The sequence below is a fragment of the Escherichia whittamii genome, from assembly GCF_014836715.1.
GTDB lineage: Bacteria > Pseudomonadota > Gammaproteobacteria > Enterobacterales > Enterobacteriaceae > Escherichia > Escherichia whittamii.
The window spans coordinates 1-26442 of sequence record NZ_JACSQI010000001.1 but is presented as its reverse complement, the minus strand read 5'-3'; the positions used below and the strand labels follow the sequence as shown (position 1 = coordinate 26442).

The window sequence follows — 26442 nt, the reverse complement described above, 5'->3', positions numbered from 1 at the left end:
TCGCTTTTGCTGAAGTATCGCCTGATATCTGCTTTTGTTTTAATACCCGTCGTCATCGCGGCACTGTTTTTGCTGCCGCCGGTGGGGTTCGCCATTGTTACGCTGGTAGTTTGTATGCTGGCGGCGTGGGAATGGGGACAGCTTAGCGGTTTTACCACTCGCTCGCAGCGGGTATGGCTGGCGGTGCTGTGCGGGTTATTGCTGGCGCTGATGCTTTTTCTATTGCCGGAATATCATCGGAATATTCATCAACCACTGGTTGAAGTCTCACTTTGGGCTTCGCTTGGTTGGTGGGGGGCTGCGTTATTATTGGTGTTATTTTACCCCGGTTCGGCGGCAATCTGGCGCAACTCTAAAACGTTACGCATTATTTTCGGTGTATTAACCATTGTGCCTTTCTTTTGGGGCATGCTGACGTTACGTGCGTGGCACTATGACGAGAATCATTACAGTGGCGCGATATGGCTGCTCTATGTCATGATCCTGGTCTGGGGAGCTGACTCAGGGGCATATATGTTTGGCAAATTATTTGGCAAACATAAGCTTGCGCCGAAGGTTTCTCCGGGTAAAACCTGGCAAGGTTTTATTGGCGGACTCGCGACCGCAGCGGTAATCTCATGGGGTTACAGTATGTGGGCAAATCTCGACGTCGCACCCGTCACCTTACTCATTTGCTCCATTGTCGCAGCGTTAGCCTCTGTGCTCGGCGACTTAACTGAGAGCATGTTTAAGCGCGAAGCAGGAATTAAGGACAGCGGTCATTTAATTCCAGGACACGGTGGTATTTTAGATCGTATTGATAGCCTGACGGCTGCGGTGCCGGTCTTTGCTTGCCTGTTGTTGCTGGTATTCAGGACGCTTTAACGGAAGGTATTATGCTGAGTTTTCTCTGGGATTTGGCTTCGTTCATCGTTGCACTGGGGGTGCTTATCACCGTGCATGAATTTGGTCATTTCTGGGTTGCCCGGCGCTGTGGTGTTCGCGTTGAGCGCTTCTCGATAGGCTTTGGTAAGGCGCTCTGGCGCCGCACTGACAAACTCGGCACCGAATATGTCATCGCCCTGATCCCCCTGGGCGGTTATGTCAAAATGCTGGATGAACGCGCAGAACCGGTTGTTCCGGAACTTCGCCACCATGCCTTCAATAATAAAACTGTTGGCCAGCGTGCAGCGATAATCGCCGCAGGTCCGGTTGCAAACTTCATTTTTGCTATCTTTGCTTACTGGCTGGTTTTTATCATTGGTGTTCCCGGCGTTCGCCCCGTTGTTGGTGAAATATCAGCCAACTCGATTGCCGCAGAAGCACAAATTGTACCTGGCACGGAACTAAAAGCTGTAGATGGTATCGAAACGCCTGATTGGGATGCCGTGCGCTTACAACTGGTTGACAAAATCGGCGACGAAAGCACCATCCTTACGGTGGCACCTTTTGGCAGCGATCAACGACGAGATGTAAAGCTTGATTTGCGAAACTGGGCGTTTGAGCCTGACAAGGAAGATCCGGTATCTTCTTTGGGGATTCGCCCTCGAGGGCCGCAAATTGAACCTGTACTGGAAAATGTGTCACCAAACTCAGCGGCAAGTAAGGCAGGTTTGCAAGCAGGCGACAGGATCGTTAAAGTCGATGGTCAGCCATTAACGCAATGGCTGACGTTTGTGATGCTTGTCCGGGATAACCCGGATAAACCGTTAGCGTTAGATATCGAAAGGCAGGGGAGTCCCTTGTCTTTGACATTAATCCCGGAGAGCAAACCGGGTAAGGGTAAAGCGATTGGTTTTGCCGGCATTGAGCCGAAAGTCATTCCTTTGCCAGACGAGTATAAAGTTGTACGCCAGTATGGACCGTTCAACGCCATCGTTGAAGCCACGGACAAAACGTGGCAATTGATGAAGCTGACGGTCAGTATGCTGGGAAAATTGATCACCGGTGATGTGAAACTGAACAACCTCAGTGGGCCGATCTCTATCGCCAAGGGGGCTGGGATGACAGCGGAACTCGGGGTTGTTTATTACCTGCCGTTCCTTGCGCTTATTAGCGTGAACTTAGGGATAATTAACCTGTTTCCGTTGCCCGTACTTGACGGGGGGCATCTGCTGTTCCTTGCGATCGAAAAGATCAAGGGCGGACCGGTATCCGAGCGAGTTCAAGACTTTTGTTATCGCATTGGCTCGATTCTGCTGGTGCTGTTAATGGGGCTTGCACTTTTCAATGATTTCTCTCGGTTATGAGAGTTAGTTAGGAAGAACGCATAATAACGATGGCGATGAAAAAGTTGCTCATAGCGTCGCTGCTGTTTAGCAGCGCCACCGTATACGGTGCTGAAGGGTTCGTAGTGAAAGACATTCATTTCGAAGGCCTTCAGCGTGTCGCCGTTGGTGCGGCCCTCCTCAGTATGCCGGTGCGCACAGGCGACACGGTTAATGATGAAGATATCAGTAATACCATTCGCGCTCTGTTTGCTACCGGCAACTTTGAGGATGTTCGCGTCCTTCGTGATGGTGATACCCTTCTGGTTCAGGTAAAAGAACGTCCGACCATTGCCAGCATCACTTTCTCCGGTAACAAATCGGTGAAAGATGACATGCTGAAGCAAAACCTTGAGGCCTCTGGCGTGCGAGTGGGGGAATCCCTTGATCGCACTACCATTGCCGATATCGAGAAAGGTCTGGAAGACTTCTACTACAGCGTCGGTAAATACAGCGCCAGCGTAAAAGCTGTCGTGACCCCACTGCCGCGTAACCGTGTTGACCTAAAACTGGTGTTCCAGGAAGGTGTGTCAGCTGAAATCCAGCAAATCAACATTGTTGGTAACCATGCTTTCACCACCGACGAACTGATCTCTCATTTCCAGCTGCGTGACGAAGTGCCGTGGTGGAACGTGGTAGGCGATCGTAAATATCAGAAACAGAAACTGGCGGGCGACCTTGAAACCTTGCGCAGTTACTATCTGGATCGCGGTTATGCCCGTTTCAACATCGACTCTACCCAGGTCAGTCTGACTCCAGATAAAAAAGGTATCTACGTCACGGTAAACATTACCGAAGGCGATCAGTACAAACTCTCTGGCGTTGAAGTGAGCGGTAACCTTGCCGGACACTCTGCTGAAATTGAGCAGTTGACTAAGATCGAGCCGGGCGAGCTGTATAACGGCACTAAAGTGACCAAAATGGAAGATGACATTAAAAAGCTTCTTGGTCGCTATGGTTATGCCTATCCGCGCGTGCAGTCGATGCCTGAAATCAACGACGCCGACAAAACCGTTAAATTACGTGTGAACGTTGATGCGGGTAACCGTTTCTACGTACGTAAGATCCGTTTTGAAGGTAACGACACCTCGAAAGATGCCGTCCTGCGCCGCGAAATGCGCCAGATGGAAGGTGCCTGGCTGGGCAGCGATCTGGTCGATCAGGGTAAAGAACGTCTGAATCGTCTGGGCTTCTTTGAAACGGTTGATACCGATACCCAACGTGTTCCGGGTAGCCCGGACCAGGTTGACGTGGTCTACAAGGTGAAAGAACGTAACACCGGTAGCTTCAACTTTGGTATTGGTTACGGTACTGAAAGTGGTGTGAGCTTCCAGGCTGGCGTACAGCAGGATAACTGGTTAGGTACCGGTTATGCTGTTGGTATCAACGGTACCAAAAACGATTACCAGACCTATGCTGAATTGTCGGTAACCAACCCGTACTTCACTGTAGATGGTGTAAGCCTTGGCGGTCGTGTCTTCTATAATGACTTCCAGGCAGATGACGCCGACCTGTCCGACTATACCAACAAGAGTTATGGTACAGACGTAACGTTGGGCTTCCCGGTTAACGAATACAACTCGCTGCGTGCAGGTCTGGGTTATGTACATAACAAACTGTCCAATATGCAGCCACAGGTTGCAATGGATCGTTATCTGGAATCAATGGGTGAATATGGTAAAGACAGCTTTGCTGCTGACGATTTCACCTTTAACTACGGCTGGACATACAACAAACTTGACCGAGGTTATTTCCCGACAGATGGTTCACGCGTAAACCTGACTGGTAAAGTAACTATTCCTGGTTCAGATAACGAATACTACAAATTATCGTTAGACACTGCGACTTATGTACCGATCGATGACGATCATAAATGGGTTGTCTTGGGGCGTACTCGCTGGGGTTATGGTGATGGTATTGGCGGCAAAGAAATGCCGTTCTATGAGAACTTCTATGCCGGTGGTTCCAGTACCGTGCGTGGCTTCCAGTCCAACACTATTGGTCCGAAAGCGGTCTATAAAAAGGGTGCTCACTCTTCTAATGATGAGTACGATGATTACGAAGAGTGTACTGAGAGTAATGGTTGCCAGTCTGATGACGCCGTGGGTGGTAACGCAATGGCGGTTGCCAGCTTTGAGCTGATCACACCGACACCGTTTATTAGTGAAAAATATGCTAACTCAGTTCGTACTTCCTTGTTCTGGGATATGGGTACGGTTTGGGATACCAACTGGCAAGCAAGTAGATATCCTGATTATCCAGACTATAGTGATCCAGGCAATATCCGTATGTCTGCGGGTATCGCATTACAATGGATGTCCCCATTGGGGCCGTTGGTGTTCTCCTACGCCCAGCCGTTCAAAAAGTACGATGGAGACAAGGCTGAACAGTTCCAGTTTAACATTGGTAAAACCTGGTAAGTGTTCTCCACAAAGGAATGTAGTGGTAGTGTAGCGATGACTTTAGGCGATCTCGATAAGATCGCCGGGCCACGCAAAGAACTGCACCTTCCGGTGCAAATGGGATGGTAAGGAGTTTATTGTGAAAAAGTGGTTATTAGCGGCAGGTCTGGGTTTAGCACTGGCAACTTCTGCTCAGGCGGCTGACAAAATTGCAATCGTCAATATGGGCAGCCTGTTTCAGCAGGTAGCACAGAAAACCGGTGTTTCTAACACGCTGGAAAATGAGTTCAAAGGCCGTGCCAGCGAACTGCAGCGTATGGAAACTGATCTGCAAGCTAAAATGAAAAAGCTGCAGTCCATGAAAGCCGGCAGCGATCGCACTAAGCTGGAAAAAGACGTGATGGCTCAACGCCAGACTTTTGCTCAGAAAGCGCAGGCTTTTGAGCAGGATCGCGCGCGTCGTTCCAACGAAGAACGCGGTAAACTGGTTACTCGTATCCAGACTGCTGTGAAATCCGTTGCCAGCAGCCAGAGCATCGATCTGGTTGTTGATGCAAACGCCGTTGCTTACAACAGCAGCGATGTAAAAGACATCACTGCTGACGTACTGAAACAGGTTAAATAAGTAATGCCTTCAATTCGACTGGCTGATTTAGCGCAGCAGTTGGATGCAGAACTACACGGTGATGGCGATATCGTCATCACCGGCGTTGCGTCCATGCAATCTGCACAAACAGGTCACATCACGTTCATGGTTAATCCTAAATACCGTGAACATTTAGGCTTGTGCCAGGCGTCTGCGGTTGTAATGACCCAGGACGATCTCCCTTTCGCGAAAAGTGCCGCGCTGGTAGTGAAGAATCCCTACCTGACTTACGCGCGCATGGCGCAAATTTTAGATACCACGCCACAGCCTGCGCAAAACATTGCACCGAGTGCAGTGATCGACGCAACGGCGAAGCTGGGTAACAACGTATCGATTGGCGCGAACGCGGTGATTGAGTCCGGCGTTGAATTGGGCGATAACGTGGTTATCGGCGCCGGTTGCTTCGTTGGTAAAAACAGCAAAATCGGTGCAGGTTCGCGTCTTTGGGCGAACGTGACGATTTACCATGAGATCCAGATTGGTCAGAATTGCCTGATCCAATCCGGAACCGTGGTAGGCGCAGACGGCTTTGGCTATGCCAACGATCGTGGTAACTGGGTGAAGATCCCGCAGATTGGTCGCGTAATTATTGGCGATCGCGTGGAGATCGGCGCGTGTACCACCATCGATCGCGGCGCGCTGGATGACACTGTGATCGGCAATGGTGTGATCATTGATAACCAGTGCCAGATTGCACATAACGTCGTGATTGGCGACAATACGGCGGTTGCCGGTGGCGTCATTATGGCGGGCAGCCTGAAAATTGGTCGTTACTGCATGATCGGCGGAGCCAGCGTAATCAACGGGCATATGGAAATATGCGACAAAGTGACGGTTACGGGCATGGGTATGGTGATGCGTCCCATCACTGAACCAGGCGTCTATTCCTCAGGCATTCCGCTGCAACCCAACAAAGTCTGGCGCAAAACCGCTGCACTGGTGATGAACATTGATGATATGAGCAAGCGTCTGAAATCGCTTGAGCGCAAGGTTAATCAACAAGACTAACGTTCCATCTTTTGTTCGCCAAACTTTACGGCCTGTCTCATTCTTACGATTGCGGCAGGCCGTGTTATTATTGTCGTTTCTTATATTTTGACAGGAAGAGTATCTTGACTACTAACACTCATACTCTGCAGATTGAAGAGATTTTAGAACTTCTGCCGCACCGTTTCCCGTTCTTACTGGTGGATCGCGTGCTGGATTTTGAAGAAGGTCGTTTTCTGCGCGCAGTAAAAAATGTCTCTGTCAATGAGCCATTCTTCCAGGGGCATTTTCCTGGAAAACCGATTTTCCCGGGTGTGCTGATTCTGGAAGCTATGGCACAGGCAACAGGTATTCTGGCGTTTAAAAGCGTAGGAAAACTGGAACCGGGCGAGCTGTACTATTTCGCTGGTATTGACGAAGCGCGCTTCAAGCGCCCGGTTGTGCCTGGCGATCAAATGATCATGGAAGTCACTTTCGAAAAAACGCGCCGCGGCCTGACCCGTTTTAAAGGGGTTGCTCTGGTCGACGGTAAAGTAGTTTGCGAAGCAACGATGATGTGTGCTCGTAGCCGGGAGGCCTGATACGTGATTGATAAATCCGCCTTTGTGCATCCAACCGCCATTGTGGAAGAAGGTGCGTCGATTGGCGCCAACGCCCACATTGGTCCTTTTTGTATCGTTGGACCCCATGTCGAAATTGGTGAGGGTACCGTACTGAAATCTCACGTTGTCGTGAATGGTCATACTAAAATTGGCCGCGACAATGAGATTTATCAGTTCGCCTCCATCGGTGAAGTTAACCAGGATCTGAAATATGCTGGCGAACCGACCCGCGTGGAAATCGGCGATCGTAACCGCATTCGCGAAAGCGTCACCATTCATCGTGGCACAGTCCAGGGCGGTGGATTGACGAAGGTGGGCAGCGACAACTTACTGATGATCAACGCGCACATTGCGCACGATTGTACGGTAGGTAACCGCTGTATTCTCGCCAACAACGCAACGCTGGCGGGGCACGTATCGGTAGACGACTTCGCGATCATCGGCGGCATGACCGCAGTCCATCAGTTCTGCATCATTGGTGCGCACGTGATGGTTGGCGGCTGCTCCGGTGTGGCGCAGGACGTCCCTCCTTATGTCATTGCGCAGGGTAACCACGCAACGCCATTCGGTGTCAACATCGAAGGGCTGAAGCGCCGCGGATTCAGCCGCGAGGCGATTACCGCTATCCGCAATGCGTATAAGCTGATTTATCGCAGCGGTAAAACGCTCGATGAAGTGAAACCGGAAATTGCTGAACTTGCGGAAACGTATCCGGAAGTGAAAGCTTTTACCGATTTCTTTGCACGCTCAACGCGCGGTCTGATTCGTTAATGACTGAACAGCGTCCATTAACGATTGCCCTGGTCGCCGGAGAAACCTCCGGCGATATCCTGGGGGCCGGTTTAATCCGCGCTCTGAAAGAACGTGTGCCCAATGCCCGCTTTGTTGGTGTTGCCGGGCCACGGATGCAGGCCGAAGGCTGCGAAGCCTGGTACGAAATGGAAGAGCTGGCGGTGATGGGCATTGTGGAAGTGCTCGGTCGTCTGCGTCGCTTACTGCATATTCGTGCCGATCTGACAAAGCGTTTTGGCGAACTGAAGCCAGATGTTTTTGTTGGCATTGATGCGCCTGACTTCAATATTACCCTCGAAGGTAACCTTAAAAAGCAGGGTATCAAAACCATTCATTATGTCAGTCCGTCCGTCTGGGCGTGGCGACAGAAACGCGTTTTCAAAATAGGCAGAGCCACCGATCTGGTGCTCGCATTTCTGCCTTTCGAAAAAGCGTTTTACGACAAATATAACGTGCCGTGCCGTTTTATCGGCCACACCATGGCTGATGCCATGCCGTTAGATCCAGATAAAAACACCGCCCGTGATGTGCTGGGGATCTCTCACGATGCCCACTGTCTGGCGTTGTTGCCTGGCAGTCGTGGCGCGGAAGTGGAGATGCTTAGTGCCGATTTCCTGAAAACGGCGCTGCTTTTGCGCCAGACATATCCGGATCTCGAGATCGTGGTGCCGTTGGTGAATGCCAAACGCCGCGAGCAGTTTGAACGCATCAAAGCTGAAGTCGCGCCAGACCTTTCGGTTCATCTGCTGGATGGAATGGGCTGTGAGGCGATGGTCGCCAGCGATGCGGCGTTACTGGCGTCGGGTACGGCAGCACTGGAGTGCATGCTGGCGAAATGCCCGATGGTAGTGGGATATCGCATGAAGCCTTTTACTTTCTGGCTGGCGAAACGGCTGGTGAAAACTGATTATGTCTCTCTGCCAAATTTGCTGGCGGGCAGAGAGTTAGTCAAAGAGTTATTGCAGGAAGAGTGTGAGCCGCAAAAACTGGCTGCGGCGCTGTTACCGCTGTTGGCGAACGGAAAAACCAGCCATGCGATGCACGACACTTTCCGCGAACTGCATCAGCAGATCCGCTGCAATGCCGATGAGCAGGCGGCACAAGCCGTTCTGGAGTTAGCACAATGATCGAATTTGTCTATCCGCACACGAACCTGGTTGCGGGTGTGGATGAAGTTGGGCGCGGGCCGTTGGTTGGCGCGGTCGTTACCGCTGCCGTGATCCTCGACCCGGCGCGCCCGATAGTCGGGCTAAATGATTCTAAAAAGCTGAGTGAAAAACGCCGTCTGGCGCTCTACGAAGAGATCAAAGAGAAGGCGTTAAGCTGGAGTCTGGGCCGCGCGGAACCTCATGAAATCGACAAACTAAATATTCTACACGCGACCATGCTGGCGATGCAGCGTGCGGTTGCGGGGCTGCATATTGCGCCGGAATATGTGTTGGTTGATGGCAACCGCTGTCCGAAATTGCCGATGCCGTCGATGGCAGTGGTGAAAGGCGACAGCCGTGTGCCAGAGATCAGCGCTGCGTCTATCCTGGCGAAAGTGACGCGCGACGCTGAATTGGCGGCGCTGGACATCGTTTATCCACAATATGGTTTTGCCCAACACAAAGGGTATCCAACCGCTTTTCATCTGGAAAAACTGGCCGAACACGGCGCGACCGAACACCATCGGCGCAGCTTTGGCCCTGTCAAACGCGCACTGGGACTTGCGTCCTGATTCTTGTGTCGAGATTAAGTAAACCGGAATCTGAAGATGTCTGAACCACGTTTCGTACACCTGCGGGTGCACAGCGACTACTCGATGATCGATGGCCTGGCCAAAACCGCGCCGCTGGTAAAAAAGGCGGCGGCGTTGGGTATGCCTGCACTGGCGATCACCGATTTCACCAACCTTTGCGGTCTGGTGAAGTTCTACGGAGCGGGACATGGCGCAGGGATTAAGCCCATCGTCGGGGCGGATTTTAATGTCCAGAGCGAACTGCTGGGGGATGAATTAACCCACCTGACGGTACTGGCGGCGAACAATACCGGCTATCAGAATCTGACGTTGCTGATCTCAAAAGCGTATCAGCGCGGTTACGGTGCTGCCGGGCCGATCATCGATCGCAACTGGCTTATCGAATTAAACGAAGGGCTGATCCTCCTTTCCGGCGGGCGCATGGGCGACGTTGGGCGCAGCCTTTTGCGTGGTAACGGCGCACTGGTGGACGAGTGCGTAGCGTTTTATGAAGAGCACTTCCCGGATCGCTATTTCCTCGAACTGATCCGCACCGGTAGACCGGACGAAGAAAGCTATCTGCACGCGGCGGTGGAACTGGCGGAAGCACGCGGTTTGCCCGTCGTGGCGACCAACGACGTGCGCTTTATCGACAGTAGCGACTTTGACGCGCATGAAATCCGCGTCGCCATTCATGATGGCTTTACTCTCGACGATCCCAAACGCCCGCGTAACTATTCGCCGCAGCAATATATGCGTAGCGAAGAGGAGATGTGCGAGCTGTTTGCCGACATCCCGGAAGCCCTTGCCAACACCGTTGAGATCGCCAAACGTTGTAACGTGACTGTGCGTCTGGGTGAATACTTCCTGCCGCAGTTCCCTACCGGGGATATGAGTACCGAAGATTATCTGGTCAAGCGGGCGAAAGAGGGGCTGGAAGAGCGTCTGGCATTTTTATTCCCTGACGAGGAAGAACGTCTCAAGCGCCGCCCGGAATATGATGAACGTCTGGAGACTGAACTTCAGGTTATCAACCAGATGGGCTTCCCCGGCTACTTCCTTATCGTTATGGAGTTTATTCAGTGGTCGAAGGATAACGGCGTACCGGTAGGGCCAGGCCGTGGTTCCGGTGCGGGGTCACTGGTGGCCTACGCGCTGAAAATCACTGACCTCGATCCGCTGGAGTTTGACCTGCTGTTCGAACGCTTCCTTAACCCGGAACGTGTCTCTATGCCTGACTTCGACGTCGACTTCTGCATGGAGAAACGCGACCAGGTTATCGAACACGTGGCGGACATGTACGGTCGCGATGCGGTATCGCAGATCATCACCTTCGGTACGATGGCAGCGAAAGCGGTGATCCGCGACGTAGGCCGCGTGCTGGGGCATCCGTACGGCTTTGTCGACCGTATCTCGAAATTGATCCCGCCCGATCCGGGAATGACGCTGGCGAAAGCGTTTGAAGCAGAGCCGCAGCTGCCGGAGATCTACGAAGCGGACGAAGAAGTTAAGGCGCTGATCGACATGGCGCGCAAACTGGAAGGGGTCACCCGTAACGCCGGTAAACACGCCGGTGGGGTGGTTATCGCGCCGACTAAAATTACCGATTTTGCGCCGCTTTATTGCGATGAAGAGGGCAAACATCCGGTCACCCAGTTTGATAAAAGCGACGTTGAATACGCCGGGCTGGTGAAGTTCGACTTCCTTGGCCTGCGTACGCTCACCATCATCAACTGGGCGCTGGAGATGATCAACAAGCGGCGAGCAAAGAATGGCGAGCCGCCACTGGATATCGCCGCGATCCCGCTGGATGACAAGAAAAGTTTCGACATGCTGCAACGCTCGGAAACCACGGCGGTATTCCAGCTTGAATCGCGCGGCATGAAAGACCTGATCAAGCGTCTGCAACCTGACTGCTTCGAAGATATGATAGCCCTGGTGGCGCTGTTCCGCCCGGGGCCGCTGCAATCGGGGATGGTGGATAACTTTATCGACCGCAAACATGGCCGTGAAGAGATCTCCTACCCGGACGTGCAGTGGCAGCATGAAAGCCTGAAACCGGTGCTGGAGCCGACTTACGGCATTATCCTGTATCAGGAACAGGTCATGCAGATTGCCCAGGTGCTTTCTGGTTATACCCTCGGCGGTGCGGATATGTTGCGTCGTGCGATGGGTAAGAAAAAGCCGGAAGAGATGGCCAAGCAGCGTTCGGTGTTTGCCGAAGGTGCAGAAAAAAACGGGATCAACGCCGAACTGGCGATGAAAATCTTCGACCTGGTGGAGAAGTTCGCCGGTTATGGATTTAACAAATCGCACTCCGCGGCCTATGCTTTGGTGTCATATCAAACGTTGTGGCTGAAAGCACACTATCCGGCAGAGTTTATGGCGGCCGTAATGACCGCCGATATGGATAATACCGAGAAGGTGGTTGGCCTGGTGGATGAGTGCTGGCGGATGGGGCTGAAAATCCTGCCGCCAGATATAAACTCCGGCCTTTATCATTTCCATGTCAACGATGACGGCGAAATCGTGTATGGTATTGGCGCTATCAAAGGGGTAGGGGAAGGTCCGATTGAGGCCATCATCGAAGCCCGTAATAAAGGCGGCTACTTCCGCGAACTGTTTGATCTCTGCGCCCGTACCGACACCAAAAAGTTAAACCGGCGAGTGCTGGAAAAACTGATCATGTCCGGGGCGTTTGACCGTCTTGGGCCACACCGCGCGGCGCTGATGAACTCGCTGGGCGATGCGTTAAAAGCGGCTGATCAACACGCGAAAGCAGAAGCCATCGGTCAGGCCGATATGTTCGGCGTGCTGGCCGAAGAGCCTGAGCAAATTGAACAATCCTACGCCAGCTGCCAGCCGTGGCCGGAGCAGGTGGTGTTAGATGGGGAGCGCGAAACGTTAGGTCTGTACCTGACGGGACACCCTATCAACCAGTATTTAAAAGAGATTGAGCGTTATGTCGGAGGCGTAAGGCTGAAAGACATGCACCCGACAGAACGTGGTAAAGTCACCACGGCTGCGGGGCTCGTTGTTGCTGCGCGGGTTATGGTCACCAAGCGCGGCAATCGTATCGGTATCTGCACGCTGGATGACCGTTCCGGGCGTCTGGAAGTCATGTTGTTTACTGACGCCCTGGATAAATACCAGCAATTGCTGGAAAAAGACCGCATACTTATCGTCAGCGGACAGGTCAGCTTTGATGACTTCAGCGGTGGGCTTAAAATGACCGCTCGCGAAGTGATGGATATTGACGAAGCTCGGGAAAAATATGCTCGCGGGCTTGCTATCTCGCTGACGGACAGGCAAATTGATGACCAGCTTTTAAACCGACTCCGTCAGTCTCTGGAACCCCACCGCTCTGGGACAATTCCAGTACATCTCTACTATCAGAGGGCGGATGCACGCGCGCGGTTGCGTTTTGGCGCGACGTGGCGTGTCTCTCCGAGCGATCGTTTACTAAACGATCTCCGTGGCCTCATTGGTTCGGAGCAGGTGGAACTGGAGTTTGACTAATACAGGAATACTATGAGTCTGAATTTCCTTGATTTTGAACAGCCGATTGCAGAGCTGGAAGCGAAAATCGATTCTCTGACTGCGGTTAGCCGCCAGGATGAGAAACTGGATATTAACATCGATGAAGAAGTGCATCGTCTGCGTGAAAAAAGCGTAGAACTGACGCGTAAAATCTTCGCCGATCTCGGTGCATGGCAGATTGCGCAACTGGCACGCCATCCACAGCGCCCTTATACCCTGGATTACGTTCGCCTGGCATTTGATGAATTTGACGAACTGGCTGGCGACCGCGCGTATGCAGACGATAAAGCTATCGTCGGTGGTATCGCCCGTCTCGATGGTCGTCCGGTGATGATCATTGGTCATCAAAAAGGTCGTGAAACCAAAGAAAAAATTCGCCGTAACTTTGGTATGCCAGCGCCAGAAGGTTACCGCAAAGCACTGCGTCTGATGCAAATGGCTGAACGCTTTAAGATGCCTATCATCACCTTTATCGATACTCCTGGGGCTTATCCGGGCGTGGGCGCAGAAGAACGCGGTCAGTCTGAAGCCATCGCGCGCAACCTGCGTGAAATGTCTCGCCTTAGCGTACCGACTATTTGTACCGTTATCGGTGAAGGTGGTTCTGGTGGTGCACTGGCGATTGGCGTGGGCGATAAAGTGAATATGCTGCAGTACAGCACTTATTCCGTTATCTCGCCGGAAGGTTGTGCGTCCATTCTGTGGAAGAGCGCCGATAAAGCGCCGCTGGCGGCTGAAGCGATGGGTATCATCGCTCCGCGTCTGAAAGAACTGAAACTGATTGACTCCATTATCCCGGAACCGCTGGGCGGCGCTCACCGTAATCCGGAAGCGATGGCTGCGTCTCTGAAAGCACAGCTGCTGGCGGATCTGGCCGATCTTGACGTGTTAAGCCCTGAAGATTTAAAAAATCGTCGTTATCAGCGCCTGATGAGCTACGGTTACGCGTAATCAGCAAATGTTCTGAAAAGGGTCACTTCGGTGGCCTTTTTTTATATGTAGTTTATTTAGTCATATTATAAATACATTTAGATAATCTTACTTTCATTTTCCCCAGCCCAAAAATTCTTGAACTCATGTTGATAACTCCGATTTCGGAGGCATATACCAATATACACAGTGGTTAAAAATAATATAAATTTATCAGGCTCATAGAATTTTTAAGGATAAAATATGAAAGCACTTTTAGGATTTGATCGTCTTCTTATGCCGCATGTGCTGGTGTTTTTTTACTGGCTGGCTATGGTGCTGACACTGATAGGCGGTGTCTTCTCCATATTTAGCGGAAACATTATCTTAGGGTTAGCTTATACCGTCATTGGTCTTATAAGCTGTCGTATGACTTTCGAATTAATTATGATAGCGTTTAAGAATAACGAATATTTGCGCCGCATTGCCGAGAGTGTTAGCAAGAATAGCGTAGAGTAATCCCCCACAAAGCGCCTCACCAAACCGCATCTCAACCACTATTACAGGCGTTTGAGATGTTGTTTTAAAATCAGAGTATACTCTAAATAATTCGAGTTGCAGGACAAAACGGCAGGGGCGTTTTGAACAACGCTTGCGTTGGCCCTGAAAGGGCGAGGCCTCAGGCCGAGTAACCCGCAGACGCAGCACATGCAGCTTGAAGTATGACGAGTATAAATGTCTGATTCATCTTTCCTGTAATTTGTGCGTATTATCAATATATAGCGATGCACGTGCGGATCATATCAATGCAGGAGATTCTATGTTGGGTTTAAAACAGGTTCACCATATTGCGATTATTGCGACGGATTATGCGGTGAGCAAAGCGTTTTACTGCGACATCCTCGGCTTCACGCTGCAAAGCGAAGTCTATCGCGAAGAGCGAGATTCGTGGAAAGGGGATTTGGCACTTAACGGGCAGTACGTGATTGAGCTTTTCTCATTTCCGTTCCCGCCGGAACGACCCAGCCGACCGGAAGCTTGTGGCCTGCGCCATCTGGCTTTTAGCGTTGATGATATCGATACGGCAGTGGCGCACCTGAAAAGCAACAACGTGAAATGTGAAGCCATACGTGTCGACCCATACACGCAAAAACGCTTCACGTTCTTTAACGATCCGGATGGGCTGCCGCTGGAACTGTATGAGCAGTAAGGCTTACCATTACCGCATTTGCCCGGTAACGTGCCGGGCATCTCTACTGTAAAATCGCGCTATCATGACACTCACACTGAATACTCAACTTCTCACCTCACGCCAGATTCTGGTGGCCTTTAGCGGCGGGCTTGACTCCACCGTTTTGCTGCATCAACTGGTGCAGTGGCGGGCTGAAAATCCGGACGCCACTTTGCGCGCTATCCATGTGCATCACGGTTTAAGTGCCAATGCTGATGCCTGGGTGAAACATTGTGAAAATATCTGTCAGCAGTGGCAGGTGCCGCTGGTGGTTGAGCGTGTGCAGCTTGCGCAAGAGGGGTTAGGCATTGAGGCCCAGGCGCGGCAGGCGCGTTATCAGGCATTTGCCCGCACCTTGTTGCCCGGTGAAGTACTGGTCACTGCGCAACATCTCAACGATCAATGTGAAACTTTTCTGCTGGCGCTAAAGCGCGGTAGCGGCCCTGCCGGGCTTTCGGCTATGGGGGAAGACTCGAAATTTTCCGGAACGCGGCTTATCCGCCCGTTGCTCGCCCGCACGCGGGTAGAACTGGTGCAATGGGCGCGTGAGCATGATTTACGCTGGATTGAAGACGAAAGTAACCAGGATGATAGCTATGATCGCAACTTCCTGCGCCTGCGCGTAGTGCCGCTATTGCAGCAGCGTTGGCCACATTTTGCCGAAGCGACGGCCCGTAGCGCCGCACTTTGCGCCGAACAAGAGTGCCTGCTGGATGAACTGCTGGCGGATGATTTAACGCACTGTCAAACGCAACAGGGAACGTTAAAGATTGCGCCAATGGTGGCAATGAGTGACTCCCGTCGTGCGGCTATTATCCGCCGCTGGCTGGCAGGGCTGAATGCACCAATGCCTTCCCGCGACGCGCTGGTGCGGATCTGGCAGGAAGTGGCGCTGGCGCGGGAAGACGCTTCTCCTTGCTTGCGATTTGGCGCGTTTGAAATCCGCCGCTATCAGTCGCAACTGTGGTGGATTAAATCTGTCACAGGGCAAAGCGAAACCATCGTGCCGTGGCAGGCGTGGCAACAGCCATTGGAATTACCTGCGGGGCTGGGTAGCGTGCAGCTTACTGCGGGCGGGGAAATTCGCCCGCCACGTGCAGACGAAGCGGTCAGCGTGCGTTTTAAAGCGTCGGGATTGCTGCATATTGTCGGGCGCAATGGTGGGCGTAAGTTAAAGAAAATCTGGCAGGAACTGGGCGTGCCGCCGTGGTTGCGCGACACCACGCCGTTGCTGTTTTATGGCGAAACGCTAATTGCGGCGGCAGGGGTTTTTGTGACGCAAGAAGGTGTGGCTGAAGATGAGAACGGTGTAAGTTTTGTCTGGCAGAGAAACGTTTAGTTAAGTGAAAGCCGGATAAGACGCATCAAACGTCGCATCCGGCAAAAGTAAATCAGGACTCGCTCACCACCACCGTACCAATTTCCGGGTGGCTAAAGCTGGTAATTTTATCCAGACGTAGCTCGCGGGTTTCGCCAGCGGCCTCGACGACCAGATATTCCACATTTTTTCGAGAGACTAAATCACTGGCTTTCGCCTGCAATTTTTCGCCATCTTTCAGCTCAAGAGTCAGCAATAAATGATGCTGGCAGGCGAGCTCAAGATTATCGTAATCATCACAATTGATTGGTTGATACGTCTCATTCATTGACATAATCGCTCACCAGTAAGTTTGCAGCAGCGTATGCCGCTTTTTCCCTGACAGCTTCTGAAAGGGCGTCGTCGGCAGCCATTTCATTCAGCACTTTCAAAACGCAGCCCAGCGCGTCCGGAACGTATCCTAAGTCTCCGCTGGCGATTTCCGCGTACCGCTTGCGTATTAACTCACAATATTTTTCCACATGCCCTCCTGTCAGTACTCTGACTTAACCGTGGATGCAAGTCTAAGCCTACGAAGATAAACCCTGTTTCGCAAGGTGACTATACCACACTCATTTCTGCAATATCAGCGTCGCAACTGCACGTATTCCGTTACAATGGCCTCCTGATTCGAAAGGAGTTTTCTTATGGCGCTTAAAGCGACAATTTATAAAGCGACGGTTAATGTGGCCGATCTCGACCGTAACCAGTTTCTCGATGCATCTCTGACGCTGGCTCGCCATCCTTCAGAAACTCAGGAGCGTATGATGCTGCGCTTGCTGGCGTGGATGAAATATGCCGATGAACGTCTGCAATTTACCCGTGGTTTGTGTGCCGATGATGAGCCGGAAGCGTGGCTGCGTAACGATCACCTGGGCATTGATTTGTGGATTGAACTGGGGCTGCCGGATGAGCGACGGATTAAGAAAGCCTGCACTCAGGCCGCAGAAGTGGCTCTGTTTACCTATAATAGTCGGGCGGCGCAAATCTGGTGGCAGCAAAATCAGAGTAAATGTGCGCAGTTTGCCAATCTTTCCGTCTGGTATCTGGACGACGAGCAACTGGCAAAAGTGAGCGCCTTTGCCGATCGTACCATGACGCTGCAGGCAACGATTCAGGATGGCGTTATCTGGTTATCGGATGATAAGAATAATCTGGAAGTGAACTTAACCGGCTGGCAACAACCTTCATGATTGTGATTTCCCGACATGTTGCTATCCCCGATGGCGAGCTTGAGATCACCGCCATTCGTGCGCAGGGCGCGGGCGGGCAGCATGTCAATAAGACCTCAACGGCCATCCATCTGCGTTTTGACATTCGGGCGTCCAGCCTGCCAGATTATTACAAAGAGCGCCTGCTCGCCGCCAGCCATCATTTAATTAGCAGCGATGGAGTGATTGTCATTAAGGCGCAGGAATACCGCAGCCAGGAGCTCAACCGCGAAGCGGCGCTGGCCCGGTTGGTGGCAGTGATTAAAGAATTAACAACAGAACAAAAAGCCCGACGACCCACGCGGCCCACCCGCGCATCAAAAGAGCGCAGGCTGGCATCGAAGGCACAAAAATCAACCGTGAAGGCGATGCGCGGAAAAGTGCGCAGCGGTCGGGAGTAAAAAGAAGGAATGGATGGTGAGAAAAGCGATAGTGACAGCGATGGCTGTAATCAGCCTCTTTACTCTGATGGGATGTAACAATCGGGCCGAAGTCGATACGCTTTCTCCGGCGCAGGCCGCTGAACTGAAGCCGATGCCGCAAAGCTGGCGCGGCGTACTGCCGTGTGCCGATTGCGAAGGGATCGAAACGTCTCTGTTTCTTGAAAAAGACGGAACCTGGGTGATGAACGAACGCTATCTTGGTGCTCGTGAAGAACCTTCATCCTTTGCATCCTACGGTACATGGGCGCGAACCGCCGACAAGCTGGTATTAACCGACAGTAAAGGCGAAAAGTCATATTATCGGGCGAAAGGGGATGCGCTGGAGATGCTCGATCGCGAAGGCAGTCCGATTGAATCGCAGTTCAATTACACGCTGGAAGCGGCAAAATCGAGTATGCCAATGACGCCGATGACCCTGCGTGGCATGTATTTCTATATGGCTGATGCGGCGACTTTTACTGATTGCGCGACAGGAAAGCGGTTCGTGGTAGCAAATAACGCAGAGCTGGAACGTGGTTATCTGGCTGCTCGCGGCAGCAGTGAAAAACCCATGTTATTGTCAGTAGAAGGTCACTTTACGCTGGAGGCTAACCCGGACACCGGTACGCCGACCAAAGTATTAGTCCCCGATACGGCGGGTAAATTTTATCCGAACCAGGACTGCAGTAGCCTGGGGCAGTAACTCGTCATGAGACAGAAATAAACGAAAAATTTCCTGATGCGCTGCGCTTATCAGGCCTACAGCATATAGTGCAACATTTTGAATTGGCACGATTTTGTAGGTCGGATAAGGCGTTCGCGCCGCATCTGTCATTTTGTGCTCGAGACTGGCTTTTATCACCGGGTCAGCCCAACTAAGCGGCTCGCTTTAATATAAATCCCTGGCTTCAGGTGCCCAATATACTGCAACTGTGTTTCCGGCTTAAATGCAGAGACATCACCAGTACGCATATGCATCAGATCGGCAGGGCTAATCCAACCTGACTGCGCCAGCGTAAGCGGATGCCCGGCTTTGGCAAATGCATCAGTGACAAATTCCGAACAAAACCACGATTTTTTGTCCCCTTCGCCAACATTACTTAACTGCGCTTTCGCCAGGCCGCTGACGCACTGTTGGCGAAAATCTGCGGAGAACGGATTCAATGAGCACATCTGGCGGGTCACCATAAATGGAATGAATTCGACAATGCCGCGATAGTTGTACCCGCTATCTTTGATTTTGTTGGCGAACGCGGTGATATCTGTGGCTTGTTGAGGGGTAAGGTCCGGGACTCGTAAGGCGAAAAGCTTATCACTATGCTTCATCGCTTTTTTAAGGGAAACAATCTGGACGCCATCTCCTGTCGCTTCTGTAACGTTATTATCACCCAAATAGATTGCAACGTGGCTCACAGAGGAAGTGCTGAAGACGCGGATACCAAATGAGGTTACCCCAAGGCTTGAGGAGAACAGCAAATCGCCTGGTTTGAGGTCAGGCTCGGTTATTTCAATTATTGCTTGTTCGGTAAAAGAGCTTTGATGCTGGAATTTGACAGCCCATGTTTTCGCCTCGGCATCTACCACTGTGGCTGATGAATCCGGCTGGCTGATATCAACGGTACAGGCCGAAAGCAAAAGAACGCAGGGGAGAAGCAGACGGCAGTGAGCCTTTGGTTTATTCATTTTATACAATCCATGTAAAAAAGGGCCCTGAAATCAGGACCCTTTTTGGCATCAGCCTTTAATCTGTTTCACCAGATAATCGACGATGTCACCCACCTTGATTAACTGCTTCTCTCCGTTACGACGGTATTTGTATTCGATATCGTCGTTGTCGAGGTTACGGTCGCCCAACACGATAGTGTGCGGAATACCGATCAGTTCCATATCAGCAAACATCACGCCCGGACGCTCTTTACGGTCATCCAGCAGCACTTCGATACCCTGCGCACGCAGTTCGCTGTACAGTTTCTCGGCCAGCTCCTGTACGCGGAAGGATTTGTGCATATTCATTGGCAGAATCGCTACCTGGAACGGTGCGATAGCGTCAGGCCATACAATGCCGCGTTCGTCGTAGTTCTGCTCAATCGCTGCAGCCACTACGCGCGTTACCCCGATACCGTAGCAACCCATAGTCAGGATTTGGTTACGGCCATCTTCACCCTGAACAGAGGCTTTCAGTGCTTCGGAGTATTTAGTACCCAACTGGAAGATGTGACCGACTTCGATACCACGTTTGATAAGCAACGTACCCTGACCATCCGGGCTTGGATCGCCCGCGACCACGTTACGAATATCAGCAACTTCCGGGGTAGCGACATCGCGGTCCCAGTTGATACCGAAGTAGTGTTTACCGTCGATGTTAGCGCCAGCAGCAAAATCACTCATCGCCGCAACGGTACGGTCAATCACTACCGGAATCGGCATGTTTACCGGACCCAGCGAACCAGGGCCTGCTTTAACGACAGCACGAATTTCTTCTTCGGTTGCGAAAGTTAGCGGGCTTGCAACCTGCGGCAGTTTTTCTGCTTTAACTTCGTTCAGCTCGTGGTCGCCACGTACCAGCAGCGCAACCAGCGGGAAGCTGCTGCCTTCAACGGCTTTAACCAACAGAGTTTTAACCGTTTTCTCAATCGGCAGATTGAACTGTTCAACCAGTTCAGCGATGGTTTTCGCGTTCGGCGTATCGACCAGCGTCATTTCCTGAGTGGCAGCAGCGCGCGGTTCTTTCGGTGCTATAGCTTCTGCCAGTTCAATGTTTGCTGCGTAGTCTGAGGTGTCGGAGAAGACCACATCGTCCTCACCGCTCTGTGCCAGCACCTGGAATTCGTGAGAGGCGCTGCCGCCGATAGAACCGGTGTCGGCCTGTACGGCGCGGAAATCCAGTCCCATACGGCTGAAGATTTTGCTGTAGGCCGCATACATTGCATCGTAGGTTTCCTGCAGCGATTCCTGAGAAGTGTGGAAAGAGTAAGCATCTTTCATCAGGAATTCGCGGGAACGCATCACGCCGAAACGCGGACGAACTTCATCACGGAACTTGGTCTGGATCTGATAGAAGTTCAGCGGTAGCTGTTTGTAAGAACTCAGCTCGTTACGGATCAGGTCGGTAATCACTTCTTCATGAGTTGGGCCGAGTACGAACGGACGCTCGCCACGGTCAACAAAACGCAGCAGTTCCGGACCGTACTGTTCCCAACGACCACTCTCTTGCCACAAATCGGCTGGCTGAACCACCGGCATCGACACCTCGATAGCACCGGCGTTGTTCATCTCTTCACGCACGATGTTTTCGACTTTTTTCAGGACGCGCACGCCGGTCGGCAGCCAGGTGTATAACCCGGAGGCCAGCTTGCGGATCATCCCGGCGCGCAGCATCAGCTGATGGCTGATTACCTCGGCGTCGGCAGGTGTCTCCTTGAGTGTGGAGAGCAGGTATTGGCTAGTACGCATGTTGTTACGGTTCCAGTTGGAAGGTAGAACAGGCTCAAGGCGAGCCTGGGACAAAAAAAGTGATTTAGTTTACCAGTGCAAAAGAAATGTCAAAAGAGAAGGGCGCGAATTTAACGCGGTTCCAGCGCAAAGACTTCAAAACCAGCGTCTGTGACTCGCCAGCGAACATTAAAATCATGCAGCCAGACGGCGTAGGTTTTGCCCGTTTCCTCACCTTTACGATAGGCCGGACGCGGATCCTGCGCCAGTACTTCGCGGATAAACAGCGTTAACTGCGGATAACGCTTCTCCAGCGTCAAAAGTTGCTTTTCGACGTCTGCGGTAAAGCTCACCGCCATCTCTGCTGCTGGCGCACTTTGCGCATAGCTGGCGCTGGCATCGGGGAGCGATTCGGCAAAGGGGAGATACGGTTTGATATCCACCACCGGCGTACCATCTACCAGATCCAGACTGCCAAGCTTCAGAATCACGTTATCTTTATGGCAAACAACCTCTTTCAGCTCTACCAGCGACATACCAATCGGGTTAGGGCGGAAAGTAGAGCGTGTGGCGAAAACGCCCATTCTGGCATTACCGCCAAGACGAGGCGGACGCACAGTTGGGCGCCAGCCGCCTTCCATCGTTTGATGAAAGACGAAAAGTATCCATAAATGGCTGAATGCTTCCAGGCCGCGAACGGCGTCGGCCTGGTTGTACGGAGCAATGAGATGCAGTTCGCCGTTAGCACTTTTTACCAGACCTGGCTGGCGTGGAACGGCGAATTTTTCTTTATAGGGCGAGCGAATAACGCCTATTTGCTCGAACTGGAAACTGCTCATTTCGCCGTAATGTTAAGCGCAGAACCGATGCATACAGCCTGACGGTAGCAGCCCGGCGTACCGCTGGTGACTTCGCAGCTATGCAGTAATACCGCATTGGCTTTCATTTTAGAGGCATTGATCTGCATCCGCTTACGTGCGGTTGGGATACTTGGCGGAGAGTCCTGATTAGAGGCCTGGCAAGAGTCGCCACTGACTTCACCGAGATCGCGGAATGGTTTGCCAACTAATTCTTCTGCATTGGTATAAATACGGACCGGCGTGGCGCGCGGCGCTTTCGGTTTTGCAGGCTCCGCTTTCGGCTGGGGTGCAGTGCTTTGAACGGGTTCGACAGGGGATCTGCTTAACATGGAACAGCCGCTTAGCATGAGTGCTACTAAACAGATCGGTAAAGCACGCATAGTATTTCCTCAATGTATGATCAAAACGTCAATATTGAATCAGGCGCTTGTAAAAATGACAAGACGGGCAAGCGCCCGTCCTGAATGATATTACAAATTGTGGAAACAGCCTAAATATTACCAGCCTTTAACAGCGCCACCGTTAAACACTTTGTTTGCCGCTTCGTAGACTTCATCAGACTGATAAGCCTGGACGAATTTCTTCACGTTCTCTGCGTCTTTGTTGTCTTCACGAGTTACGATCAGGTTAACGTACGGGGAATCTTTATCTTCTACAAAGATGCCATCTTTCGCCGGAGTCAGGCCAATCTGGCTGGCATAGGTGGTGTTGATAACTGCCAGAGCGATTTGCGCGTCGTCCAGAGAACGCGGCAGCTGCGGTGCTTCCAGCTCAACAATTTTCAGATTCTTCGGGTTTTCAACAACATCAAGTACGGTTGGTAACAGACCAACACCATCTTTCAGTTTGATCAAGCCCACTTTTTGCAGCAGCAGCAGCGAACGGCCAAGGTTAGTTGGATCGTTTGGAACGGCAACCTGCGAACCATCCTGCAGTTCATCCAGAGATTTGATCTTCTTGGAGTAACCAGCAATCGGATAAACAAAAGTATTGCCTATCGCTACCAGCTTGTAGCCACGATCTTTCAGTTGCTGATCAAGATACGGTTTGTGTTGGAAGGCGTTGGCGTCGATATCGCCTTTGCTTAATGCTTCGTTCGGCAGAACGTAGTCGTTGAAGGTAACCAGCTCAACGTCCAGACCATATTTGTCTTTCGCAACTTTCTGCGCGACTTCTGCAACCTGCTGTTCGGCACCAACAATCACGCCGACTTTAATGTGGTTTGGATCTTTTTCATCCTGACCGCAGCCTACCAGTGCCAGTGATCCGATCAGGGCTCCCACTGCCGCAAATGTTTTGAATTTGAACGCCATAGCTTATTCCTTCTTCAATTATTTATGTTGTGTTGAACGTTACTTGCGAGTGACAGCCCGGACGATGCGGTCGCCTGCGAACTGAATTAAATAAACCAGAATGACCAGCAATACCAGTACCGTATTCATCACCGTCGCGTTATAGCCGATGTAGCCATACTGATAGCCAATCTGACCCAACCCACCGGCACCGACTGCGCCGCCCATCGCGGAATAACCGACCAGGGTAATCAGGGTGATTGTTGCCGCATTCACCAGACCCGGCAGCGCTTCTGGCAACAGCACTTTACGAACGATTTGCATCGGCGTGGCACCCATTGCACGGGAGGCTTCAATTAACCCGGTTGGGATCTCCAGCAGAGCGTTCTCGACCATACGGGCAATAAACGGTGCTGCACCAACGGTCAGTGGAACAATCGCTGCCTGCAAGCCAATTGATGTACCGACAATAACGCGAGTAAACGGAATCATCCATACCAGCAAGATAATGAACGGGATGGAACGGAAAATGTTCACAATCGCAGAAACGGTACGATACAGCTTTGCGTTAGCAATAATTTGCCCCGGACGCGTGACATAAAGCAGGACGCCAACCGGCAGACCAATCACAAACCCAAAAAAACCGGATACGAAGGTCATTGCCAGCGTTTCCCATACGCCACGAACCAGCAGCCACATCATCGGCTCAGACATAACCCAGTACCTCTACTTTTACATGGTGTTCTTGCAGCCAGGTAATGGCGGCTTGCGTATCTTGTTGTGTACCGTGCATTTCGGTCAGCATGATGCCGAACTTAACGCCACCGGCGTAATCCATCTGCGCGCTAATAATGTTGTTGTTGACGTTGAAACGACGCGCGGTTTCAGAAAGCAGCGGAGCATCGACCGACTGGCCGGTAAACTCCAGGCGCAGCATCGGCACGCAGTCTGCGAATGGCTCCGCTTGCAGACGTTCCTGATAATCTTCCGGGATATCCAGATGCAGAGTCGACTGAATAAATTTCTGCGCCAGCGGTGTTTTCGGATGCGAGAACACTTCACTTACCTTGTCCTGCTCGATCAGTTCACCATTACTGATGACCGCCACGCAATCACAAATACGCTTCACAACGTCCATCTCGTGGGTGATCAACAGAATAGTCAAACCCAGACGGCGGTTAATATCTTTCAACAGTTCGAGAATAGAACGCGTAGTTGCCGGGTCCAGTGCACTGGTGGCTTCATCGCACAGCAACACTTTAGGATTGCTGGCTAAGGCACGGGCAATCGCCACACGCTGTTTCTGTCCACCGGAAAGGTTCGACGGATAGCTATCATGCTTATCGCCAAGGCCAACCAATGACAGCAATTCTGTTACGCGACGTTTGATCTCATCTTTCGGTGTGTTGTCCAGTTCCAGCGGCAGCGCCACGTTGCCAAAAACAGTACGCGAAGAGAGTAAGTTAAAATGCTGGAAAATCATGCCAATCTGGCGGCGTGCTTTGGTCAGCTCAGATTCTGACAGCGTGGTCAGTTCCTGGCCATCGACCAGCACGCTACCCTCGGTTGGGCGCTCCAGCAGGTTTACACAACGTATAAGCGTACTCTTACCCGCGCCTGAGGCACCGATAACGCCATAAATTTGTCCAGCTGGCACATGCAGGCTGACGTTGTTCAACGCCTGGATGGTGCGGGTGCCCTGGTGGAACACTTTGGTGATATTGGAAAGTTTTATCATTGATTATTTATTATCGTCATTAAGTTAGTCGTGGCATTTCGACTGCCTGATACGGTCAAAGCCGTCAATGAAATGGATGTTAAGGCATCCAGACGTCTAAATCAATCAGGTTTATGCGAAGAGCACTTTCTTGCAGGTCGAAACATGCGATACTAACGTCACATGCCTTATTAAGGAGCTATAAAAGGTGGCGAAGAGCGTACCCGCAATTTTTCTTGATCGTGACGGCACTATTAATGTCGATCACGGCTATGTTCATGAGATCGATAACTTTGAATTTATCGACGGCGTCATTGACGCCATGCGAGAGCTAAAAAAAATGGGCTTTGCGCTGGTGGTGGTGACCAACCAGTCTGGCATTGCACGCGGTAAATTTACTGAAGCACAGTTTGAAACGCTGACCGAGTGGATGGACTGGTCGCTGGCGGACCGCGATGTCGATCTGGATGGCATCTATTATTGTCCGCATCATCCGCAGGGCAGTGTTGAAGAGTTTCGGCAGGTTTGCGATTGCCGTAAACCACATCCGGGGATGCTTTTGTCAGCACGCGATTATTTGCATATTGATATGGCTGCTTCTTATATGGTGGGCGATAAATTAGAAGATATGCAGGCAGCTGCTGCGGCGAACGTGGGAACAAAAGTATTGGTACGTACGGGTAAATCTATTACGCCTGAAGCAGAAAACGCAGCGGATTGGGTACTAAATAGCCTGGCAGACCTGCCGCAAGCGATAAAAAAGCAGCAAAAACCGGCGTAATGATTAAAAGGTGAGCGGTTGAAACAAAAATGCATTTTTCCGCTTGTCTTCCTGAATCGACTCCCTATAATGCGCCTCCATCGACACGGCGGATGTGAATCACTTCACACCAACTAGCTGGTTCGGTTGAAGAGAAAAATCCTGAAATTCAGGGTTGACTCTGAAAGAGGAAAGCGTAATATACGCCACCTCGCGACAGAGCGCTAAAGCGCGTCGCAACTGCTCTTTAACAATTTATCAGACAATCTGTGTGGGCACTCGAAGATACGGATTCTTAACGTCGCAAGACGATAAA

General features: G+C 51.6%; 27 protein-coding genes. 18 read left to right on the top strand and 9 right to left on the bottom strand.

All coding sequences use genetic code 11. The features are described 5' to 3' along the window. Positions 1 to 6 precede the first annotated feature (6 nt). The 14 genes from cdsA (at position 7) to tilS (ending at position 16414) form a co-directional block, all read left to right on the top strand. A complete protein-coding gene (cdsA, locus tag H9644_RS00135) occupies positions 7 to 864 on the top strand; it encodes a phosphatidate cytidylyltransferase (protein ID WP_064524999.1) in 858 nt (285 codons plus the stop codon). Between the two features lie 11 nt (positions 865 to 875). Continuing rightward, positions 876 to 2228, top strand: coding sequence for a sigma E protease regulator RseP (gene rseP / locus H9644_RS00130; protein ID WP_064524996.1), 1353 nt, complete (start codon positions 876 to 878; stop codon positions 2226 to 2228). Between the two features lie 29 nt (positions 2229 to 2257). Further along, positions 2258 to 4666 (top strand): outer membrane protein assembly factor BamA, encoded by a 2409-nt coding sequence (bamA, locus tag H9644_RS00125; protein WP_064524992.1) that lies wholly within the window; start codon positions 2258 to 2260, stop codon positions 4664 to 4666. A gap of 121 nt (positions 4667 to 4787) precedes the next feature. Beyond that, the gene (gene skp / locus H9644_RS00120; protein WP_000758958.1) at positions 4788 to 5273 is read left to right on the top strand and encodes a molecular chaperone Skp; all 486 of its coding nucleotides are present in this window, start codon (positions 4788 to 4790) and stop codon (positions 5271 to 5273) included. Between the two features lie 3 nt (positions 5274 to 5276). After that, a complete protein-coding gene (lpxD, locus tag H9644_RS00115; protein WP_064524990.1) occupies positions 5277 to 6302 on the top strand; it encodes a UDP-3-O-(3-hydroxymyristoyl)glucosamine N-acyltransferase in 1026 nt (341 codons plus the stop codon). A gap of 104 nt (positions 6303 to 6406) precedes the next feature. Beyond that, entirely contained in the window at positions 6407 to 6862 is a 456-nt protein-coding gene (fabZ, locus tag H9644_RS00110; protein ID WP_000210739.1) for a 3-hydroxyacyl-ACP dehydratase FabZ, read from the top strand. A gap of 3 nt (positions 6863 to 6865) precedes the next feature. After that, positions 6866 to 7654, top strand: a complete 789-nt coding sequence (gene lpxA, locus H9644_RS00105; protein WP_000565966.1) for an acyl-ACP--UDP-N-acetylglucosamine O-acyltransferase — start codon at positions 6866 to 6868, stop codon at positions 7652 to 7654. Further along, entirely contained in the window at positions 7654 to 8802 is a 1149-nt protein-coding gene (lpxB, locus tag H9644_RS00100) for a lipid-A-disaccharide synthase (RefSeq protein WP_191772601.1), read from the top strand. Before lpxA ends, lpxB begins: the two co-directional genes overlap by 1 nt. Next, on the top strand, positions 8799 to 9395 hold the full coding sequence (gene rnhB / locus H9644_RS00095; RefSeq protein WP_064524984.1) for a ribonuclease HII: 597 nt from the start codon (positions 8799 to 8801) through the stop codon (positions 9393 to 9395). The genes lpxB and rnhB overlap by 4 nt, the downstream gene beginning before the upstream one ends. A 36-nt stretch (positions 9396 to 9431) precedes the next feature. Then, positions 9432 to 12914: a DNA polymerase III subunit alpha gene (gene dnaE, locus H9644_RS00090; RefSeq protein WP_064524982.1), complete on the top strand. Its 3483-nt coding sequence runs from the start codon at positions 9432 to 9434 to the stop codon at positions 12912 to 12914. Positions 12915 to 12926: 12 nt separating this feature from the next. Beyond that, a complete protein-coding gene (gene accA, locus H9644_RS00085; RefSeq protein WP_064524979.1) occupies positions 12927 to 13886 on the top strand; it encodes an acetyl-CoA carboxylase carboxyl transferase subunit alpha in 960 nt (319 codons plus the stop codon). A gap of 222 nt (positions 13887 to 14108) precedes the next feature. Then, complete coding sequence (locus H9644_RS00080) at positions 14109 to 14363, top strand: DUF4282 domain-containing protein (protein ID WP_064524978.1); 255 nt, start codon at positions 14109 to 14111, stop codon at positions 14361 to 14363. A gap of 301 nt (positions 14364 to 14664) precedes the next feature. Continuing rightward, positions 14665 to 15054 (top strand): VOC family protein, encoded by a 390-nt coding sequence (locus tag H9644_RS00075; protein ID WP_064524975.1) that lies wholly within the window; start codon positions 14665 to 14667, stop codon positions 15052 to 15054. A 64-nt stretch (positions 15055 to 15118) separates the two neighbouring features. Beyond that, positions 15119 to 16414, top strand: coding sequence for a tRNA lysidine(34) synthetase TilS (gene tilS, locus H9644_RS00070; protein WP_064524971.1), 1296 nt, complete (start codon positions 15119 to 15121; stop codon positions 16412 to 16414). A gap of 52 nt (positions 16415 to 16466) precedes the next feature. On the opposite strand, the gene rof is transcribed toward tilS, so the two are convergent. Together rof and H9644_RS00060 are read right to left on the bottom strand one after the other, a co-directional pair. After that, a complete protein-coding gene (rof, locus tag H9644_RS00065; RefSeq protein ID WP_064524969.1) occupies positions 16467 to 16727 on the bottom strand; it encodes a Rho-binding antiterminator in 261 nt (86 codons plus the stop codon). Continuing rightward, positions 16714 to 16914, bottom strand: coding sequence for a YaeP family protein (locus H9644_RS00060; protein ID WP_000417058.1), 201 nt, complete (start codon positions 16912 to 16914; stop codon positions 16714 to 16716). Before H9644_RS00060 ends, rof begins: the two co-directional genes overlap by 14 nt. 165 nt (positions 16915 to 17079) lie before the next feature. Between H9644_RS00060 and H9644_RS00055 the strand changes: the two genes are divergently transcribed. The 3 genes from H9644_RS00055 to nlpE are packed head-to-tail and all read left to right on the top strand — an operon-like array spanning position 17080 to position 18768. Beyond that, positions 17080 to 17625: a YaeQ family protein gene (locus H9644_RS00055; RefSeq protein ID WP_064524966.1), complete on the top strand. Its 546-nt coding sequence runs from the start codon at positions 17080 to 17082 to the stop codon at positions 17623 to 17625. Beyond that, positions 17622 to 18044, top strand: a complete 423-nt coding sequence (arfB, locus tag H9644_RS00050; RefSeq protein ID WP_064524963.1) for an alternative ribosome rescue aminoacyl-tRNA hydrolase ArfB — start codon at positions 17622 to 17624, stop codon at positions 18042 to 18044. The genes H9644_RS00055 and arfB overlap by 4 nt, the downstream gene beginning before the upstream one ends. 13 nt (positions 18045 to 18057) lie before the next feature. Beyond that, positions 18058 to 18768, top strand: a complete 711-nt coding sequence (gene nlpE / locus H9644_RS00045) for an envelope stress response activation lipoprotein NlpE (protein WP_191772599.1) — start codon at positions 18058 to 18060, stop codon at positions 18766 to 18768. A gap of 155 nt (positions 18769 to 18923) precedes the next feature. Here the strand turns inward: nlpE and H9644_RS00040 are convergent, their stop codons facing one another. From H9644_RS00040 to metN, 7 genes are all read right to left on the bottom strand, one after another. Then, positions 18924 to 19748, bottom strand: coding sequence for a YaeF family permuted papain-like enzyme (locus H9644_RS00040; RefSeq protein ID WP_191772597.1), 825 nt, complete (start codon positions 19746 to 19748; stop codon positions 18924 to 18926). A gap of 51 nt (positions 19749 to 19799) precedes the next feature. Further along, positions 19800 to 21518: a proline--tRNA ligase gene (gene proS / locus H9644_RS00035; protein ID WP_064524955.1), complete on the bottom strand. Its 1719-nt coding sequence runs from the start codon at positions 21516 to 21518 to the stop codon at positions 19800 to 19802. A 110-nt stretch (positions 21519 to 21628) separates the two neighbouring features. Further along, complete coding sequence (gene tsaA / locus H9644_RS00030) at positions 21629 to 22336, bottom strand: tRNA (N6-threonylcarbamoyladenosine(37)-N6)-methyltransferase TrmO (protein ID WP_191772595.1); 708 nt, start codon at positions 22334 to 22336, stop codon at positions 21629 to 21631. Then, positions 22333 to 22737: an Rcs stress response system protein RcsF gene (gene rcsF / locus H9644_RS00025; RefSeq protein ID WP_001202329.1), complete on the bottom strand. Its 405-nt coding sequence runs from the start codon at positions 22735 to 22737 to the stop codon at positions 22333 to 22335. The genes tsaA and rcsF overlap by 4 nt, the downstream gene beginning before the upstream one ends. Positions 22738 to 22854: 117 nt before the next feature. Then, positions 22855 to 23670: a methionine ABC transporter substrate-binding lipoprotein MetQ gene (gene metQ / locus H9644_RS00020; protein ID WP_064524949.1), complete on the bottom strand. Its 816-nt coding sequence runs from the start codon at positions 23668 to 23670 to the stop codon at positions 22855 to 22857. 39 nt (positions 23671 to 23709) lie between these two features. Beyond that, entirely contained in the window at positions 23710 to 24363 is a 654-nt protein-coding gene (locus H9644_RS00015) for a methionine ABC transporter permease MetI (protein WP_001294600.1), read from the bottom strand. Next, a complete protein-coding gene (gene metN / locus H9644_RS00010) occupies positions 24356 to 25387 on the bottom strand; it encodes a methionine ABC transporter ATP-binding protein MetN (protein WP_191772593.1) in 1032 nt (343 codons plus the stop codon). Before metN ends, H9644_RS00015 begins: the two co-directional genes overlap by 8 nt. Positions 25388 to 25574: 187 nt before the next feature. Here metN and gmhB point away from each other — a divergent pair, with 187 nt between their 5' ends. Beyond that, positions 25575 to 26147 (top strand): D-glycero-beta-D-manno-heptose 1,7-bisphosphate 7-phosphatase, encoded by a 573-nt coding sequence (gene gmhB, locus H9644_RS00005; RefSeq protein ID WP_064524942.1) that lies wholly within the window; start codon positions 25575 to 25577, stop codon positions 26145 to 26147. Positions 26148 to 26442: the final 295 nt, after the last annotated feature.